This window comes from Undibacterium sp. Tian12W (genome assembly GCF_049339405.1).
Lineage (GTDB): Bacteria > Pseudomonadota > Gammaproteobacteria > Burkholderiales > Burkholderiaceae_D > Undibacterium.
The window spans coordinates 1-16,630 of record NZ_JBMPPK010000044.1; the positions used below are offsets into that span (position 1 = coordinate 1).

General features: G+C 48.2%; 19 protein-coding genes. 12 read left to right on the forward strand and 7 right to left on the reverse strand.

All coding sequences use genetic code 11. The features are described 5' to 3' along the window. The coding region (locus ACO0LI_RS29970; RefSeq protein WP_423037534.1) for an IS3 family transposase at positions 1–232 on the forward strand (232 nt) is incomplete at its 5' end. Between the two features lie 200 nt (positions 233–432). Beyond that, on the forward strand, positions 433–966 hold the full coding sequence (locus tag ACO0LI_RS29975) for a hypothetical protein (RefSeq protein ID WP_423037536.1): 534 nt from the start codon (positions 433–435) through the stop codon (positions 964–966). 402 nt (positions 967–1,368) lie between these two features. Here the strand turns inward: ACO0LI_RS29975 and ACO0LI_RS29980 are convergent, their stop codons facing one another. Then, the gene (locus ACO0LI_RS29980; protein WP_423037566.1) at positions 1,369–1,773 is read right to left on the reverse strand and encodes a DDE-type integrase/transposase/recombinase; all 405 of its coding nucleotides are present in this window, start codon (positions 1,771–1,773) and stop codon (positions 1,369–1,371) included. On the opposite strand from ACO0LI_RS29980, the gene ACO0LI_RS29985 reads away from it, so the two are divergent. Together ACO0LI_RS29985 and ACO0LI_RS29990 are read left to right on the forward strand one after the other, a co-directional pair. Further along, entirely contained in the window at positions 1,696–2,184 is a 489-nt protein-coding gene (locus ACO0LI_RS29985; RefSeq protein ID WP_423037538.1) for a NucA/NucB deoxyribonuclease domain-containing protein, read from the forward strand. The genes ACO0LI_RS29980 and ACO0LI_RS29985 overlap by 78 nt on opposite strands. Beyond that, positions 2,185–2,694, forward strand: a complete 510-nt coding sequence (locus ACO0LI_RS29990) for a tetratricopeptide repeat protein (protein WP_423037540.1) — start codon at positions 2,185–2,187, stop codon at positions 2,692–2,694. Between the two features lie 169 nt (positions 2,695–2,863). On the opposite strand, the gene ACO0LI_RS29995 is transcribed toward ACO0LI_RS29990, so the two are convergent. Both ACO0LI_RS29995 and ACO0LI_RS30000 read right to left on the reverse strand, forming a co-directional pair. Then, the gene (locus tag ACO0LI_RS29995) at positions 2,864–3,508 is read right to left on the reverse strand and encodes a DUF2243 domain-containing protein (protein WP_423037542.1); all 645 of its coding nucleotides are present in this window, start codon (positions 3,506–3,508) and stop codon (positions 2,864–2,866) included. Positions 3,509–3,551: 43 nt separating this feature from the next. Continuing rightward, a complete protein-coding gene (locus ACO0LI_RS30000) occupies positions 3,552–3,959 on the reverse strand; it encodes a hypothetical protein (protein WP_423037544.1) in 408 nt (135 codons plus the stop codon). Positions 3,960–4,594: 635 nt separating this feature from the next. Between ACO0LI_RS30000 and dksA the strand changes: the two genes are divergently transcribed. Together dksA and ACO0LI_RS30010 are read left to right on the forward strand one after the other, a co-directional pair. Beyond that, the gene (dksA, locus tag ACO0LI_RS30005; RefSeq protein WP_423037568.1) at positions 4,595–5,062 is read left to right on the forward strand and encodes an RNA polymerase-binding protein DksA; all 468 of its coding nucleotides are present in this window, start codon (positions 4,595–4,597) and stop codon (positions 5,060–5,062) included. 61 nt (positions 5,063–5,123) lie between these two features. Then, positions 5,124–5,390, forward strand: coding sequence for a GlsB/YeaQ/YmgE family stress response membrane protein (locus ACO0LI_RS30010; protein ID WP_423037546.1), 267 nt, complete (start codon positions 5,124–5,126; stop codon positions 5,388–5,390). Positions 5,391–5,484: 94 nt separating this feature from the next. Here ACO0LI_RS30010 and ACO0LI_RS30015 read toward each other — a convergent pair whose 3' ends face one another. Further along, a complete protein-coding gene (locus tag ACO0LI_RS30015) occupies positions 5,485–6,471 on the reverse strand; it encodes a lipase family protein (RefSeq protein WP_423037548.1) in 987 nt (328 codons plus the stop codon). A 353-nt stretch (positions 6,472–6,824) separates the two neighbouring features. Here ACO0LI_RS30015 and ACO0LI_RS30020 point away from each other — a divergent pair, with 353 nt between their 5' ends. After that, complete coding sequence (locus ACO0LI_RS30020) at positions 6,825–8,558, forward strand: patatin-like phospholipase family protein (protein WP_423037550.1); 1,734 nt, start codon at positions 6,825–6,827, stop codon at positions 8,556–8,558. 89 nt (positions 8,559–8,647) lie between these two features. Here ACO0LI_RS30020 and ACO0LI_RS30025 read toward each other — a convergent pair whose 3' ends face one another. Together ACO0LI_RS30025 and ACO0LI_RS30030 are read right to left on the reverse strand one after the other, a co-directional pair. Continuing rightward, positions 8,648–8,881: a hypothetical protein gene (locus ACO0LI_RS30025; RefSeq protein WP_232063347.1), complete on the reverse strand. Its 234-nt coding sequence runs from the start codon at positions 8,879–8,881 to the stop codon at positions 8,648–8,650. 306 nt (positions 8,882–9,187) lie between these two features. Continuing rightward, positions 9,188–9,481 carry a hypothetical protein gene (locus ACO0LI_RS30030; protein ID WP_423037552.1) on the reverse strand — a complete coding sequence of 98 codons (294 nt, stop codon included), beginning with the start codon at positions 9,479–9,481 and terminating at the stop codon, positions 9,188–9,190. A 220-nt stretch (positions 9,482–9,701) separates the two neighbouring features. Here ACO0LI_RS30030 and ACO0LI_RS30035 point away from each other — a divergent pair, with 220 nt between their 5' ends. Beyond that, positions 9,702–10,007 (forward strand): helix-turn-helix domain-containing protein, encoded by a 306-nt coding sequence (locus tag ACO0LI_RS30035; protein ID WP_423037554.1) that lies wholly within the window; start codon positions 9,702–9,704, stop codon positions 10,005–10,007. Positions 10,008–10,224: 217 nt separating this feature from the next. Here ACO0LI_RS30035 and ACO0LI_RS30040 read toward each other — a convergent pair whose 3' ends face one another. Then, on the reverse strand, positions 10,225–11,280 hold the full coding sequence (locus tag ACO0LI_RS30040; RefSeq protein WP_423037556.1) for an AraC family transcriptional regulator: 1,056 nt from the start codon (positions 11,278–11,280) through the stop codon (positions 10,225–10,227). Positions 11,281–11,391: 111 nt separating this feature from the next. Between ACO0LI_RS30040 and ACO0LI_RS30045 the strand changes: the two genes are divergently transcribed. From ACO0LI_RS30045 to ACO0LI_RS30060, 4 genes are read left to right on the forward strand one after another with little or no spacing between them, the layout of a single operon-like run. Next, positions 11,392–13,002: an FAD-binding oxidoreductase gene (locus tag ACO0LI_RS30045; protein WP_423037558.1), complete on the forward strand. Its 1,611-nt coding sequence runs from the start codon at positions 11,392–11,394 to the stop codon at positions 13,000–13,002. After that, positions 12,999–14,621 carry a glycerol-3-phosphate dehydrogenase/oxidase gene (locus ACO0LI_RS30050; RefSeq protein ID WP_423037560.1) on the forward strand — a complete coding sequence of 541 codons (1,623 nt, stop codon included), beginning with the start codon at positions 12,999–13,001 and terminating at the stop codon, positions 14,619–14,621. The genes ACO0LI_RS30045 and ACO0LI_RS30050 overlap by 4 nt, the downstream gene beginning before the upstream one ends. An 11-nt stretch (positions 14,622–14,632) precedes the next feature. After that, positions 14,633–16,195 (forward strand): FGGY-family carbohydrate kinase, encoded by a 1,563-nt coding sequence (locus ACO0LI_RS30055; protein WP_423037562.1) that lies wholly within the window; start codon positions 14,633–14,635, stop codon positions 16,193–16,195. 52 nt (positions 16,196–16,247) lie between these two features. Beyond that, positions 16,248–16,514 (forward strand): alpha/beta fold hydrolase, encoded by a 267-nt coding sequence (locus ACO0LI_RS30060; RefSeq protein ID WP_423037564.1) that lies wholly within the window; start codon positions 16,248–16,250, stop codon positions 16,512–16,514. Positions 16,515–16,630 lie beyond the last annotated feature (116 nt).

A 16,630-nucleotide genomic window follows, 5' to 3' on the forward strand; every position in this document is an offset into this window, starting at 1 on the left:
GCAGGCGTCGATGTCGCGCAAAGGAAACTGCTATGACAATGCGCCGATGGAAAGCTTCTGGGGTAGCCTGAAAAATGAATTGATACATCACCAGCACTACCCGACCCGTGCTGATGCACAGGCTGCTATTAAGGAATATATCGAAAGCTTTTATAACCGCCAGCGTCGTCATTCACGCCTCGACTATATTCCACCTGCCTTGTTTGCAAATAATTTCAATCAACAATCGTAGGCCGCTTGAAACATGAGTGTCCGTTATTGACAGTACACCTCAAGAATGGCTCATAAGTTAGCGGCGGACAGCATTGGTGGGATCGTGGCCGGAGCAACAGAGTTAACACAGTTGCTAGAAATCTTATTTACTAAAGGATTGTGACAATGAGAGATTGCTATAAGAAATTCTGGAAGCGCGTGCTAGTCAAAAAAATGCATATGAATTTCCCTGATTTTGTTTTGAAAGAGACGCCATCAAGAAAAGCAGCAGATGAGATAAAACCGTCTGCTAAGCCTATCAAATTTGTCTGGAGCTCTATCGATAAATTAACTTTCAGCATTGAATTTTTGGGCCATCCGCGACAAGACTATTTCGAAGGATATTGTGAATGGTCGGAGGCAGGTAAATCAAAAACGGATGCGTATTGGAATATACAGCCATTTACTGATGAAACTATTGCTTCTCCAAAAGCAGTTGTTTTAATACAAGTACTGTCGGGTCCAATTGCTGGATTCAAGCCAGAGGAAATAGCGTATAACTGGTCATTTTGGAAGCCTAGTGTGACAATTGACGATATAAATGCCTATCAAGCAGAATTCATGGCTGAGGAAATGCGGCAGATTGGTGATCCTGAAGCGAAGATGCGGGTTGAGGTTGCCGTTGACAGGGCGATCGCAGATGTTAAGCGTTGTGCGCTGCCTTGGTTTGAAAAGAAACTAGATTGGTACAAGAAAAATAAAGTGGCAAATTAAACGAGTCGCCTGCTACTGCTGCTGCCCTGTTCAGTGTTCAATTAAACCAAGTCTTTTCGCCAGATCAGCATTTTTTTGCAAAATCTGGTAAAGGTTTTGGTTCAATCAAACACTGAATTGATCATTTTTTAATCACCGCGAGAAATAAAATTGTTCGTCTGATTGAAATTTGAGCAAATTATTTGCTTGAGGCGAGCATCACCCTGAACACCAAAAATGTTCAAGATCAACAGCTATTCTGTTTTCTGAGGGTGTGGCTAACGCTGTAAATAGTAACCGGTCAGCAGACCATCCCAGGTACTAAAATGCTCAACAGATTTCGGCGCTGAGACATAAGGGTCAACACCAGTCCACACCTCAGCAGGTATATACCCATGCAAATGATGATGTGGCCTGATTTGGTTATACCAGACCGTAAAATCGCCCAGCAAACAATCGAGCATCAAGCCACACATTAACAGGAGTAATCAAATTCAACTTCTCTTTGAGCGTTAAAAACAAACGCTTAATACTTCCGTTTTGCCAAGGCTTGCCAGGCTTACTGAATTCCTGACGGATGCCAAGCCTGCTCATTACTTTTTTTAACTTCGAACTGCGAAACACAGAAGCATTATCAGTACGAATCAATTTAGGTTTACCAAACATCCTGATCGCTGAAGCAAGTTGTTCAAGGATAGATTCCGAAGTTGCGGACTCAAGTCGCGCCAACAACAAATTCAAGTGCGTTCCATGATCCATCATACCCAGTATAAAATGCTGTGTAGCGCTGGCATCGACCTTGGCAGTGCCATCCAGGCACCAGCGCAGATTCGCATGCCGATTGTGTTCATGAGTGAATCACAATTGCCCGGTGTTGGCCAGCATGTATACCTTTCTCAGGCTATGGCGAGTCAAGCGATTTTGCACAGAACGCAGGCTCTAAGATATACAAATAGATTAGTTGCTCTTGCGAAATGTGCTCTTGGACAAGGAATGCCTGTTACTAACAAAGGAACATCTTGTGAAGAATATCCTTTTGCATCTTCTTATGAAGGTGGGATAGGCGGAACGGTTGCAAAGGTTCCTCCGAAAAGTAATTCGGGACAGGGTGGGGTTTTGTCAGCGTTCTATAGATTCTGTGATGTTGTACCTGAAGTGTTTCCACTTAACGAATTTGTTGTTGTGCCTGTCGCCTCAGCACCTGTTTCATTTCAATGTAGAAGATTTGGGAATAGATAAATGTCCAACAAAATTCTTTCAATTAAAGACCCAGAGTTCAAGGCCCTAGTTAAACAAAAAACAAAATTGTGGCGAGAACTTGATAATAGTCGCACTAAGCATGCGGGCACTGATTGTATACAAGACCAATGGGGTACTTATGTCCCTATGGAGCGTGTCAGGAAACTGCTCGACGTAATGGATCAACTTGTAGAGGTCGATAATGGGGACGAATCACGTGGAGGTCGGTATAGTAGAGCCGCGTTGCTGCTTAGCCTTAATTACTTAGATGAAGCAGAGACAGAATTTAAATTATTAGTTGCACAAGACCCTGAGGAACCTTTACTCAATAGAGAGCTGGTGGTTATAGCTGCAAGACGTGGTGACTTCGTGGAAGCTATTAAAATTGCAGCTATTCTTAATACTAGCCCGAATAAATCTTATCATTTATCTGAAAACAACATAATTGAGGAATATGAAAGTCATAAGCGTTTAACTCGCCCTCGTTCTGTGTTCGATTGGAAGAGGTAGTTAAATATTATCAACATCAACGCTACAAGTAATCCAAAATCAGCCGTATATCACATGAATGACCAGCGTTACATGTGTTCAACCTGCGCCTGATCACTTCACCGTGAGCATCAGCAGCACCGGTGTCATCAACTGGCCCGCCTGGTACTAGGTAGCTTTAATATCCAATTCAAGCAATTTGATTTTTTCGTGCTGTATTCACGCCAAACAAATAAGTCATTTGTTTCATGTCTTTTTGCTGGATTAGTCTTATCCCTGCGGCCAGCATGATCACGCCTGTCACCAGGAAGCAGATGTCCCAATACATCGAATGTGCAATAGCGACTGATCCTTCTGCATGGTGAGTGCTCAGGAGATAGTGGCCGATGATGCCTTCTATCATATTAAAAATGCCCCAGCCGGTGAGCAGGCTTCCTTTTAATAATGGTGATGACGTTTGCAAGCTGTATGTTCTGCTGGCCTGCCAAAACAGGATGAATGCAGTGATGAAGAAGACGTAAGTGAGGGTGTATGCAAGGCTAGCTGTCATGCTGCCTGTGAAGTTGCTGACGGGGAGGTTTTTAATGGAGGTGATGGGGTGCACATTGCTTGGGGTGTTGTGCCAGTTGAAGATGCGTGGGAGTATGACTGTGTCCACCAGGCCGCCAAGGCCTAAACCAAAGAAGATGCCTGCTGCGGTAGGGAAGCTGCTTTCTTTATTGGCGAAAATATTTCTGGACGTAGTCATTTTTTTGATTTTCTTAAAATTCAGATTGAGATATTGACGGCAAAGTGAAGGGTGTGTGAAGGGGGGAATTTCCTGCGCTTCCTCCACTGTCCTCCACTTATTACCGCGCTTTTATTTCCAAAGCTGCGCTTTAGATATCTGACATGGATGATCTGGCCATGTCATCAAAAATCATGGCATCGGATAAACGCAGGTCGTCTTGATAATCTTCGTCCATAAAGACATACAGGTCGTCGTCATCAAATCCTGCTTTTGATTTTTTCACTTCTTTGTTTGCCGTATTGCGATTCAGACTAGCTGTCAGTTTTATAGAGCTTTCAAGAAAATCATGTTCTTCATCAGCAAATATGCCGTTTCTTTGGATGTCGTCATTGAACGATGACTGTGCCCTTTGCTTGGCAGCATCTTGAATGACAGCGTTGATGGTTGTATTCATGATGGACGCAAAGCGTTTGGAAGAGGCTTGGTTGTTGCTGATGGAATTTGATGACATTACTTTCTCCTCAATAGATTCGACCCAGGGTCGCCAATTTTTCATGGTGGTTTGACGCGGTGGTTTGAAATAACCAGTAGCGCCATCTTAAATAGATGTTTTATTGCTTTCAGTCAGTGGAGATGTAGGCGTTTTGTCAGACAACGCGCAGTGCTGTGGGGCATCCATACTTACAAGGCTTATAACGCACGGTTTTTGACTTTGCCTGGCTAGCAAAATGCGAGTCTTTAGAGAGGCATACTATGTAGTTCGCCTGATTCATTCGCTTACTGTAGCGAGCGTCAGCGCGGGGCAGCGTAAAGAGCAGGGTGCGTAGTCAGGCCACCATTCAGGCATTTTCATGCTTGTGAGCGATGACGCGATTGCCAGCATGGTCCGGTGTGGCCTGCATGTTGCGCGCCTATGCATACGGCATAGCAAGGTCGTCTTCATGATTGGCAGAATGGATGTGCTATTTGATTTTTGAGCCAGCGTAGGAACTGACTGACAAGTTTTGTGGCCTTGGTCTTGTAGATGTGGCGGGAATTGATTGGTATCTTGCCTTACGTTTTAAATATTTCTGCAACAGCGAAGTAAAAACCTATGCAGTGGATCTGCTGGTTTCTTCTAAAGTTCTCTTGAGAAATATTTAATTGGACAATCGACTCACTACTTGATTCAGGAGTATCACGATGACTACCATGCAAACCAATACTGCATCTAAAAAAGCGGCAATCAAATCCAGTGCACTTGCTTCCAGGTCTAAGCTGACAGAAGAAAAAATTCTGCGCATGGGGGAGATGGAGTACATGAATGATGCGCAACTGGCGTTTTTTAAATCTCGCCTGGAGGAGATTGAATTGACGCTGGTCCAGAATGCTAATGAGACTACCATGCATCTTCAGGAAAACGACATCATTGCAGACCCTTTTGACCGTGCCACGATAGAAGAAGAGCATGCGCTGGAATTGCGTGCACGTGACCGTGAAAGCAAGTTGCTCAAAAAGGTCAGGGCTGCGATAGCGCGTATAGATGAAGGGGATTATGGCTGGTGTGAAGATTCTGGCGAGCCTATTGGTGTCGAGCGTTTGCTGGCTCGCCCTACGGCAACGCTGTCGCTGGAAGCGCAGCAACGCCATGAACAAAGGCAAAAATTATTTGGTCATTGATTTTTAATGATGACGATCTAACAGATAGCAGGGCAGGATAACTAACCAACTCGGAGGGCATATGGAATTGATTTTTTGGATTTTTGTCGGTGGCATCGTCGGCTGGATTATTTTGACGACTTCGACGGGGGATCACCAGAATATTTATCTGAATGTGCTCGTTGGTATTGCGGGTGGCCTGATCATAGGCTGCCTGATGCCCTCATATTTAAATGTTGATACGCCCTACAATGGTGGTTTTGACTTTCAGGCGCTGGGCAGTTTGATCGTTGGCGCACTGGCGATATTGAGTGTAGCCAGTCTTTTTATGCAGCGGAATTCGCGCTAAGGCCAGCAGCGCCTCTGAAGACTTATCATCATAAAACAAGCCCTTGTTGATCAAGGGCTTGTTTGTTCTTGCTGCTCTGGCAGGCATCGTGCATTCACGAAGTTGTGCAACTGACCGGTGGTAATCCAAAGAAAGATAAATAATTGGCTTGCTCATGCTGTGCGGCTACCTGGTCAAACCATTGATCTATCAGAGCTTTGCTGGTATCGACAGTATGCAGTGATTTTGAGGTGTTCAGCACGACACTGCCGCTGGCCTGATTGGTTTGGGTGTAATACGACCCGTAACCAAGTTCGGAAGCGTCGATTGCATCGGCGATAAGGCCTATGCCTTCTTTGAGTGTGACGGTGATGTTGTGGTAAGTGGTTTCTATGCCGCTGGCCTCTGGTGCTGGTGAATAAAGTAAGCCGGCAGAACGTAAATTGTCCGATGCCATGGGGACGAGGTCTATCTCGTTATAGTAGCGCCATGAATTGGTGAAGCTTTTGTCGTAGGCATCTGCAAATGCCTGGTTGCCAGCGGTGGGGGCGGCAAAGGTGAACACAGGAAAAAGCTTGGGCGGGGTTATATTGTTTTGCTGGAGTTGATACAACAGCCAGGGCGCAAAAACTGTCGTAAGGTTGCCGCCCAGGCTATGTCCAACCACGCCGATGGAAATGTCACTGCCGATGGCATTTGCAGTAAGGTACTGGTATATCGTTTGACCAGTCGCATCGACCAGCTGCGTCAGGTCATTGAGACCATCTGACGAGCCCTGTGAGATCATGGGGTTGGCGTCGCTGCCAGGATATGTCCAGGCAGTTTGTTCAAACACATTAAAATCCTGATCAAACCAGTTGTCAAAAGCCTGCCAGCTAAAGTTGAGCAGTGAACCGCGTATCCCCACTACATATTGTGAGCTGCCATTATAGGCAACGAAGGCGATATTGCCGTTGATGTCAGTTTGCGCTACCCAGACTGCGCTCCAGCCATTGTCCATGCTGTTTAAAGTTGAGGCTGGATCAGCGCAATATGCTATTGCCGCCAGCGTCATCGCTAATCCTGGATTGGGGTCGGATGTATTGCCTATCGATGTGCTCATACTATTTTCCTCGTAGATGTGGGTTGGTATGCGGGGGGGAGGGGCAGATTTGTCCTGACCGGGTCAATATGCGCATCGGGCAAATCAGTTTTAAATTTCGATTTGACAATGTAGTTGATGATGGTTAAAAAGACAAGTTCATTTTAGAGATCTCGTGTCATATGTGCGGTGCAGCTTTAGTGATTTGCTGTATCTTGCGAGGGAGGGCAGGACTGGATTGCAGCGACTCTGTGAGATATTCTGGAACCTATGCAATAATTAATAGTCTATCAAGTTTGCATTTGAATTTTCGTCGTCAATCTTTTTATATTGACCAGGGAATTCAAAGTTTCAAGGGAGTCATGGAGTTTGAATTGTTGAATATTTCCCCGATAAAAAATGCCATTATCGGCTCTTCGATCTGGGCGACGATGCTTTTGTCAGGCTGTGCTTCTTTGCACCTCGATGAAAGAAATCCTCATATAAATGTCAAGGCTGCTGGTGGTGACACCAGCGTTCTACGGGCGCATTACGCGTCGAGGCTGGGATGTGCAACAAGTACTGCGGCTGAGAGCGATCCTTGCCCTCATCCCATGTTTGTGGGAGTAGCGATTTCTGGTGGTGGATTGCGCGCGGCAAATTTTGGCCTGGGGGTGATGTCGCAGTTGCGTCATTTTGGTTTGTTTGATGAGGTCACGGCATTGTCATCAGTCTCTGGTGGCTCACTTGCGGCAGCTGCTGTCAGCCTGAAGCCCTTGACCAGTGACGCGGATTTTGATGTGATGGCGTCCCAATTGCGCCGGGACTATTTGTCATCATGGGTATACCGTTCGGCCAATCCTATCAATTTTGTACCCACCCTGACATCCGGTAAGAATGCCACCCGCATCCTGGCAGATGTGTTTGACACGGGGATATACAAAGGTGCGGTGTATGGTGATTTGGGTGAGCGCAAGCCGGGCAAGCCGTCACTGTATATCAACAGCTCGCATGCGCACCGCTTTGTCGGCGCAGACAGCTTGACGACCCGGGGGCTTAATTCTTCAGAAGCGAGTCTGCAGGGCTTCACTTTCACTGATGCGGCATTCAAGGAAATTGGTTCAGATTTAAATCAGTTGCGCCTGGCAGATGCAGTGGCTGCATCTGCTGCCTATCCTGGTTTGTTCGTGCCTCTGGCATTAAAAAACTTTAATGCTGACACTGATATTTATCATCAGGCCAGCCCCAAATTTTTGCATCTATATGATGCCGGTTCGTCTGATAACCTGGGTGTTGATGCCCTGGTCCGTGCTTATTCAGAGATTTTGGTGGGCACTCAGGATTTGTCTTGCTTGCTGATACTGGTAGATGCGCACGTCAATGACAGGGGAGACTTGAGCGGTTCATTGGCAGATACCAGGAGCAGCATGATAGATTATGTCATCAGCCCGTCTATTTATCGCGCTTTCGATTCATTGCTCGAGCAACGCAGGGAATGGCAACTGGAGATGCTGGGTGTGCCATTGGCATCTGACCAGTCATTCAGGTTCAATCCTAACGTCAATATCCCGTTAAAGAATTATGCATTTTCTGGAAAAGGGAATGCTGTTGAGCGCGGGCGTCATTTTGCGTTGAATGAATCCGCAGGCCGCTCTATCAATAATGCAAATTGTGCAGTCTGGCATATAGGTCTGGATCGTTTGCTGGAGCTGACCAAAAAAGGCAATCCGCGCAAGCGCAATGCATTTTTCCAGCAGGCTGCGGCTGATGAATACAGAGATGATTCCTATCGGGATAATCAACTCATCAGACTAGACCGTTTTGTCAATTCCATACAAACAAATTACAAGCTTGCCTTGAACGGGCCCGGGCGTTGCGACGAGGTGCCGATACAAAATTCTCTTTTTGAAGCGGCAAGAGTGTTGATGACCATGGATACTGATTCCAGCACCAAGCTGGTGACATGGCTGAGAGAAAATCAGCGCGAAAACCTGTCGCAGAACATCAGTGATGTGCTGGCATCAAAAACGATGCAGGACCAAAAGGAGGTAGTGCAGGTACCACGCTATTCAGTGCAAGAGCCAAATTCTTCACATCCGCTGGCGTCCTGGATCAATTGTATTAAGTAATTCGCCTTGCCAATAAAAAAGACCTGAGCTAGCTCAGGTCTTTGCATTTGCTGGTGTCATATTGATAGTGGCGTTGATATGTTTTTGTATCATGCCGCGATCTTGTGGTCGGCCCAGTGATAATCTATTGCCGCACTTGGCACACCGACAGAATTGGTATTTTCTGACGACATGCTGATGTGGCGTATATATTCTCCTGCGGCCTGTCTTTGTCTCAGATTGTCAGCAAATTTGAGAGCGGCAATCATGTCGCCGGTATCAAATTCCCTGCAGTGAGACATCTTAATTTGCTTGTGGATTTCTATCCAGAATACAGCAAACATGTTTACCTCCCTTCCTTAGAAATAAAAATAACGTCAGGCTGGCGGGTTTCCCCTTTAAGCCCGGGCTTGTCCTTGCGATTCAGTAAGCAAGGAAAAGCTTGATTAAATGAATATTGTTACTTGCGGAACTGTTTTCAGTACCGGTGTTTCCGTGGCCTGACTGCTAGCTACTGGCCACGACCGCTTACGCGGGTTTTACTGCTGGGTCTGTGCTTTTTTGATAAAAAACAGCAGATGATTAAACAAAAAGCCCGGAGCTTTTCAGGGCATCCGGGCTTTTCAGCTTTAAGTAGGGAGGAGCGGGTTTTAATTTGCTCCTGCTACCTGAAGGGCTGGCCTTCGGATGCGGTGATACTGGTTAGGGTTGAACGTAAAATTAACTGGCTTGGACTGCTCGCTACGGGTACTCACATGCTTGGCGACTGTGCGAATAATGCTGTTGCTATCATCGCGTTTGGACGTTGTGCCAGACGCCGCCAGAGTTGTAAGTGCATCACGATAATTCAGTCCCGCCACTGCCTTGGCCGACAATGCTGACAGCAAGCCTTGTGCGGTTAAGCACATGTCTTGTTGCAGTTGTGGGAGCCAGGTAGATTTCACGTATCGTTCCTTAAGAAAAAATGTTTAAAAGTCTTGCCAAATTCGATGAATTGATCTTGCCACAGCTTTTGGAAAAAATCCAGCATGGCGTGGAGAAAATTGAATGTTTCATGTTGTTTTTATGCGGTGACCGCAAAAATTGCTTATATCCTGTATCATCGCAGCCGTTGATTGAGGTTCAATCACGCTTATGACAAACCCAGTAACAATACTTTTCCCCATGTCCGGACACAAAATAAAAGCCGAACTCAGAATCCGTGAGTTGATGGTTGAGCACAAGATTCGTTCGGTTTCTGCCTTGCACCGCCTGCTGATCGCAAGACGGGTGACCGTCTCGCATTCCCAGTTATTACGTATCGTCGATAACAAGGCAGAACACTGGAAGGTAGAGTTCATTGAAGCTTTTGCCGAGCTTTTTAATTGTTCGATACAAGACCTGTTCCGCTTTGAAAAACTCGCCGTCACTGAAGCTTCTGCTGATGCGGGCGCGCAGGATAACGACGCGGGTGTCAGTGCTGGAGAATAAAATCGCAGGCGTTTGATACAGTACAAAAAGTGTTTCATGCAGCCGTCATAATTTTGCGTTATAGTATGTCTAGCTGCTGTACATACAACCGATATGTATGACGGTAGTGAGGTGCGCTTGGTTTGCGTTCAAGCAGACAAGCCACCGTCCAGAATCCAAAAAAAGCGTCAGTCGTATAATCGACTGACGCTTTTTTTATTTTCAATTTATGTTTAGTTTATTTTCGGCGCTGGCTTTTCTCTCTGTAGGCACCCGGGCTCACCCCAGTCCACTCCTTGAAGGCATGGTTGAAAGCGCTTTGCTCCTGATAGCCTAGCAGGAAGGCGATATCAGCCAGGCTGAAACCTGTTTGCTGCAAATAATCGATGGCCATGTCTTTCCGGGTTTGATCCAGAATTTGCTGGAAGCTGATGCCAGCCTCACTCAATTTGCGCTGCAGCGTTCGCTGGCTCAGCAGTAGCTCTTGAGCGATCAGGGGTAATCTGGCCTGGTCTTGCGCCAAAGTATTGCTGATAGCCGCCCTGACCTGGGCGACGATACCACCATCTTGCTGGGCCTGCTGTTTTTGTTTGAGTAATTTTTCGGCATGATGTTGCAATATCGGGTACATGCTGACATCGGCATTGGGTACTGGCCAGCTCAGCAAAGCGGTTGGAAAGCGGGCGCAGTTGAGCGTTGCATCGAAATGCACTTCCATGCCAAACAGGCGATGATGTTCTTTCAAATCATCTGGAGCCGCATGCCTGAAATAAACCGGGGCATCGGGCAGTGTAGTGCCAGCAAACCAGTTGCCAAATACGCGTATGCCAGCGAATACGCTTTCAGCCAGATGCCTGCTGGCTTGCGGGAAATGGCTGTGCCACTGGTATTCGGTCATCGCATCTTCAACTGCTAATGCCGAGCGGCCAAGGTCATGAGCCAAGCCTTCATAGCGCATGGTTTGCTGGAAAGCCTGCTCAAAATCCTTGCAGCTCATGAGTATCATGCCATACACATTGTAAGTGCCAAGCTTCACCCTCTCGCCTACATGCAAGCCAAAGTGCGGGTCTTTGCTCAGTTCTGCGCCAGCATCAAGCAGGCGTATATAGTCCGCAGCGGCTATGCTCTCCTGCAGCCTGCTCATGGCATCTTCAGCCATGCCAGCCATGGTCGCCAGCGCGCGCAAATTCAAACTACGTTCATTCGCCAGTTCAAGCAAAGGTTGCAGGTAGGCGGCAGCCACCCGCCCAGTGCTGAGCTTATTCGCGACTGATCCTGTATGTGAATTTGGCATATTAAAACAAGAATCTTGTCATGAAAGCGCAATACCTGAAGGTGACACTTGATTAAGCTGCAAGTTAATTATTGAGTATACCAAGCTCGGGCTTAATTCAGGGATAGAAAAATGCGACGTTGGAATGGTTGGGGGGATGACAGTATTCATTATGCGATCAATGCAGATGCCCTGAGTTTTTTGCAGGCACGCATAGGCCAGGGCGTGCCGCAGACAGATGCAGAACTGGATCAGGTATGCCAGCAAGTGCCAGAGAGCCGTTTGCTGGCTCATCCTTTGGTAGATACAGATGCGCTGGGCCGTGTCAGGCATAGCCTGGGGCAAAGCCTGCCAGACTGGCTCAAAATGCGCTTTGGCAAGATCAGCCATTTCCCTGATGGTGTGGCTTACCCAGAAAGTGCCGGAGATGTGCGCAGTTTGCTGGATTACGCCACATTGCATAATATCTCCCTGATACCTTACGGCGGTGGCACCAGCGTGGTTGGGCACCTGGCCGCCGCAGAGAGCGTGCAGCCGGTCTTATCGGTGGATATGTCACGCATGTCGCAATTGCTGAATCTGGACAAGGAAGCGCAACTGGCGACTTTTGGAGCAGGTGTCTTTGGCCCGGACCTGGAAGCGCAATTGCGCGCCCATGGCTATACGCTGGGGCATTTTCCACAGTCTTTTGAATATTCGACGCTGGGTGGCTGGGTGGTTACCCGTTCATCTGGTCAGCAGTCGTTACGCTATGGACGTATAGAACAATTACTGGCTGGTGCCAGGGTAGAAACGCCTGCGGGGCGGCTGGATATCCAGACCTTTCCGGCATCAGCTGCCGGGCTTGACTTGCGGGAAATGCTGCTGGGGTCAGAAGGGCGCATGGGCATAGTGACTGAAGTGACCGTGCGCATTACACCTTTACCTGCATGTGAAGAATTTCACGCGGTGTTCTTTCCTGACTGGGATGCAGCGCAAACTGCTGTGAGGTCTATCGCCCAGGGCAAGCTCGGTTTATCGATGTTGCGGCTCTCAAATGCCACTGAAACCCTGACCAGCCTGACGCTGGCAGGCCACAAAAAGTTAATAGGTTTGCTGGAATCTTATCTGCGCCTGCGTGGCTGCGATGAAGGTAAATGCGTTTTGCTCATCGGTGCCAGCGGCGAAAAATCTCAAGTGCGCCATGCCATCAAATCTGCATTGAAGATGACGGGCCAGCATAAAGGTGTGCATGTAGGTAAAACCATGGGTGAAAAATGGAAGCAGGGGCGTTTCAGGAATGTCTATCTGCGCAACAGTGCCTGGCAGCAGGGTTATGCGATAGATACCGTAGAGACAGCTTGCGACTGGCCCAAAGTGAAGACCATGATGCTGAGCATGGAACAAGCCGGGCGGGATGCCATGGCAACAGAAAATGAACAGGTGCATGCTTATACGCATTTGTCGCATTTGTATGGACAAGGAGCCAGCGTCTACTCAACCTTTGTCTATCGCCTGACTGGTGATTATGAACATGATTATGCACGCTGGCGCAGGCTAAAATCTGCAGTCTCTGCAGCTATCGTCGCTAATGGCGGCACCATAAGTCACCAGCATGGCGTGGGCAGTGACCATGCGCCTTACCTGGAAGCTGAAAAAGGCAGCCTGGGAATATCCGGCATGCGCCATCTGTTCAAACACTTCGATCCGCAAGGCATCATGAATCCGGGTAAGTTATTGCCTGCCGAAGATGTAAAGCAATGAAAACAGCCAAATCACGTGCCGACTTGCTTAAGACGATTGCCAGCCATGAGCAAGTCTGGGACATCATCGTCATCGGCGGTGGAATCACTGGTGCAGGTATATTGCTGGAAGCTGCAAGACGTGGCTTAAGGGTTTTGCTGGTCGAGCAAAAAGATTTCGCATGGGGTACATCCAGCCGTTCATCCAAACTCGTGCATGGTGGGCTGCGTTATATCAAAGAAGGTAAATTTCTCCTGACACGGGATTCTGTACGCGAAAGGCAGCAATTGATGCAAGCTGCGGCTGGCCTGGTAGAGCCGCAGAGTTTTGCCTTTGCCGACTATCAGGGTCGCAAGCCGGGGCGCTGGATGTTTGCGATGGGTTTGGTCATCTATGACTTTCTGGCTGGTTTGCGTGGCAAGCACTATTTCTCAGCGCAGGACTTCCAGATGCTGGCACCGCACATACCTGTGGTCGATTTGAAGGGCGGCTCCTGCTATCTGGATGCTAAGACTGATGATGCCCGTCTGGTGCTCAGGGTTTTGCAGGAGGCACGCGCTGCCGGAGCCACGGCATTGAATTACCTTGCTGTAAAAAGTGTCACGTATGAAAACGAGCAGGCCACTGGAGTGGTCTTGCGAGAAGAAGTGAGCATGCAAGAATATCAGGTCAAGGCCAAAGTCATCATCAATGCAACCGGAGCCTGGGCTGACGGCCTGCGTCAGCAGCAAGGGGCAAGTGCAAGATTGCGCCCCCTGCGCGGCAGTCATTTGCTATTACCTGCCTGGCGCTTGCCGGTGGCGCAGGCAGTAAGCCTGATGCACCCCCGTGATGGCCGCCCTGTTTTTGTTTATCCCTGGGAAGGCGTCAGTCTGGTGGGGACGACAGATGTGGATCATAGCTCTGACATGCAACAAGAAACTGCCATTACTGCAGAAGAAGTTGCATATCTGATGGAGGCCATGGACTTCCAGTTCCCGCAGTTGCAACTCACGCTCGATGACATCATCGCCAGCTACGCAGGAATAAGGCCTGTGATTGATACCGGCAAGTCCGATCCATCGAAGGAGGGGCGTGATCATGCCATCTGGCTGGAAAAAGGCTTATTGACAGTCACAGGCGGCAAGTTGACGACTTTCAGGCTGATTGCGCAAGATGCGCTAAAGCACATTGCTCATTTATTTCCTGGTCATCAGTCTGATCAAAAGGTGAGCAATTTATTTACCCGCTCATCAGATTTATCGAATGAAAAAAAATTAAGCAATACACAAAAATCACGGCTGCAAGGCCATTATGGTGAATCCGCTGCTGAGATTGTACAAATTGCTCAAGATGGTGAACTGGATTACATACCAGGCACATTAACCATGTGGGTAGAATTGCGCTGGGCAGCACGACATGAAATGGTAGAGCACCTGCAAGACCTGATGTTGCGCAGAACAAGGCTGGGTTTATTGTTACGCCAGGGTGGCCTGGCGTTGTTGCCGCGTATCCGGGCAATTTGTCAGCCTGAATTGGCATGGGATGACGAGCGATGGGAAAATGAACAGTCTGCCTATCTGCAACTGTGGAACAAGTATTATGCTTTGCCAGACAGGAGTAGTATCCCTGAATGGCGAAATCAGCGGCAGCCTAGATAAGATTAAAAATCATGTCCAAACAATATATCCTCTCCATAGACAATGGCACCCAAAGCGTCAGGGCTATCCTGTTTGATTTGCGTGGCAATATTATCGCCAAGTCCCAGGTACATCTCGAAGCTTATTTTTCAGATCAACCTGGCTGGGCCGAGCATCATCCTGAAGATTATTGGCTGGCAGTATGTACAGCCTGCCAGCGTCTGTGGAATGAACACGGGGTTTCACCATCGAGCGTACACGGTGTCGCCGTGACCACCCAGCGCGGCACTATGATCAACCTGGACAAGCAAGGCCAGCCTTTGCGGCCTGCAATTACCTGGCTGGATCAAAGGCGTACCGATGTGGTCCCGCCAGTAAATCCATTATGGATGACAGCCTTCAAGCTGGCGGGTGTTGCCAGCACCATCAATTTCTTTCGAGGTGAGGCAGAAGCCAACTGGATCAAGGCGCATCAGCCTGATATCTGGGATAAAACCGATAAATACCTGATGTTGTCTGGTTACCTGAATTATCGCCTGTGCGGCAATTTCATTGATTCCATAGGGTCGCAAGTCGGTTATCTGCCATTTGACTATAAGAGCTTGAAATGGGCAGGCAAGCTGGACTGGAAATGGCAGGCATTGGCCGTAAAGGCTGAAAGCTTGCCTGAGCTGGTGCCGCCCGGCACGGTCATGGGACACATCAGTCAGGCGGCTGAGGCAGCAACCGGCATACTCGCTGGAACACCTTTGCTGGCTGCCGCAGCGGACAAGGCTTGTGAAGTGATAGGCGCTGGCTGCCAGCAGCCTAATATCGGTTGCCTCAGTTATGGCACGACGGCCACCATCAATACCACCAGCAAAAAATATCTTGAAGTGACACCCTTCATACCGCCATATCCGGCGGCAATACCCAATTCATATAGTACCGAGGTGCAGATATTCCGTGGTTACTGGATGGTCAACTGGTTCAAGGAACAATTTGGTCATCATGAAAAACTGCAGGCGGCAGAGCAGGGTGTCTTGCCAGAGGCCTTGTTTGATGAACTGGTGAATGCTGTACCACCAGGCTCCATGGGCCTGATGCTGCAACCCTACTGGACGCCTGGTATCAAAGTGCCGGGTGCAGAGGCCAAAGGCGCCATCATCGGTTTTGGTGACGTGCACACGCGTGCACACATGTATCGCGCTATCCTAGAGGGACTGGCTTATGCCTTGCGAGAAGGCAAAGAACGCATAGAAAAGCGTAGCGGTGTAGCAATCACTGAATTGCGTATTTCTGGCGGTGGTTCGCAAAGTGACGCTGCCATGCAATTGACGGCTGATATCTTTGGCTTGCCTACTTCACGCCCGCATATCTACGAGACATCCGGCTTGGGTGCCGCCATTGATGCGGCAGTGGGGTTGGGCTTGCACCCCAGCTTTGATGTTGCCATCAAAGAGATGACACGTATAGGCAAAACCTTCGAGCCTATTGCCCACCATCATCAGATCTACAATGAGCTGTATCACCGCGTCTATCAAAAAATGTACGCCCGTCTCCAGCCCTTATATAAAGAGATACAGCAAATTACCGGATACCCCAAAATGCACTGATGCTGCATTGAGGCTGCATGGTAGTGTCTGGCCTGCTATGATTGCCAGCATGATGACTATCGTTCTTTTGCCTGGCATGGATGGCACAGGCACACTTTATGAGCCTTTGCGCAAGGCCTTGAGTGGTAAATGCAAGTTACTGATACTGACATATCCGGTAGATCAGGCGCTGGGCTATACGGAGCTGGAAGCACTGGTTCAGACACAATTACCACAGGATGAAGACTATATTTTGCTGGGAGAATCGTTCTCAGGCCCGATTGCCATTTCCATCGCCGCCACGCAACCAGTGCGGCTAAAAGCATTAAGGAATGTCTGATTAAGTTCTATTTTTCTTCAATTTCAAAATCATGTTCAGGCAAAAGCATGAAATGCGTTGCAGGAACATGATGATCTTCACAAATTGGGGAACATCTCCCCCATCTGTATCAGTTC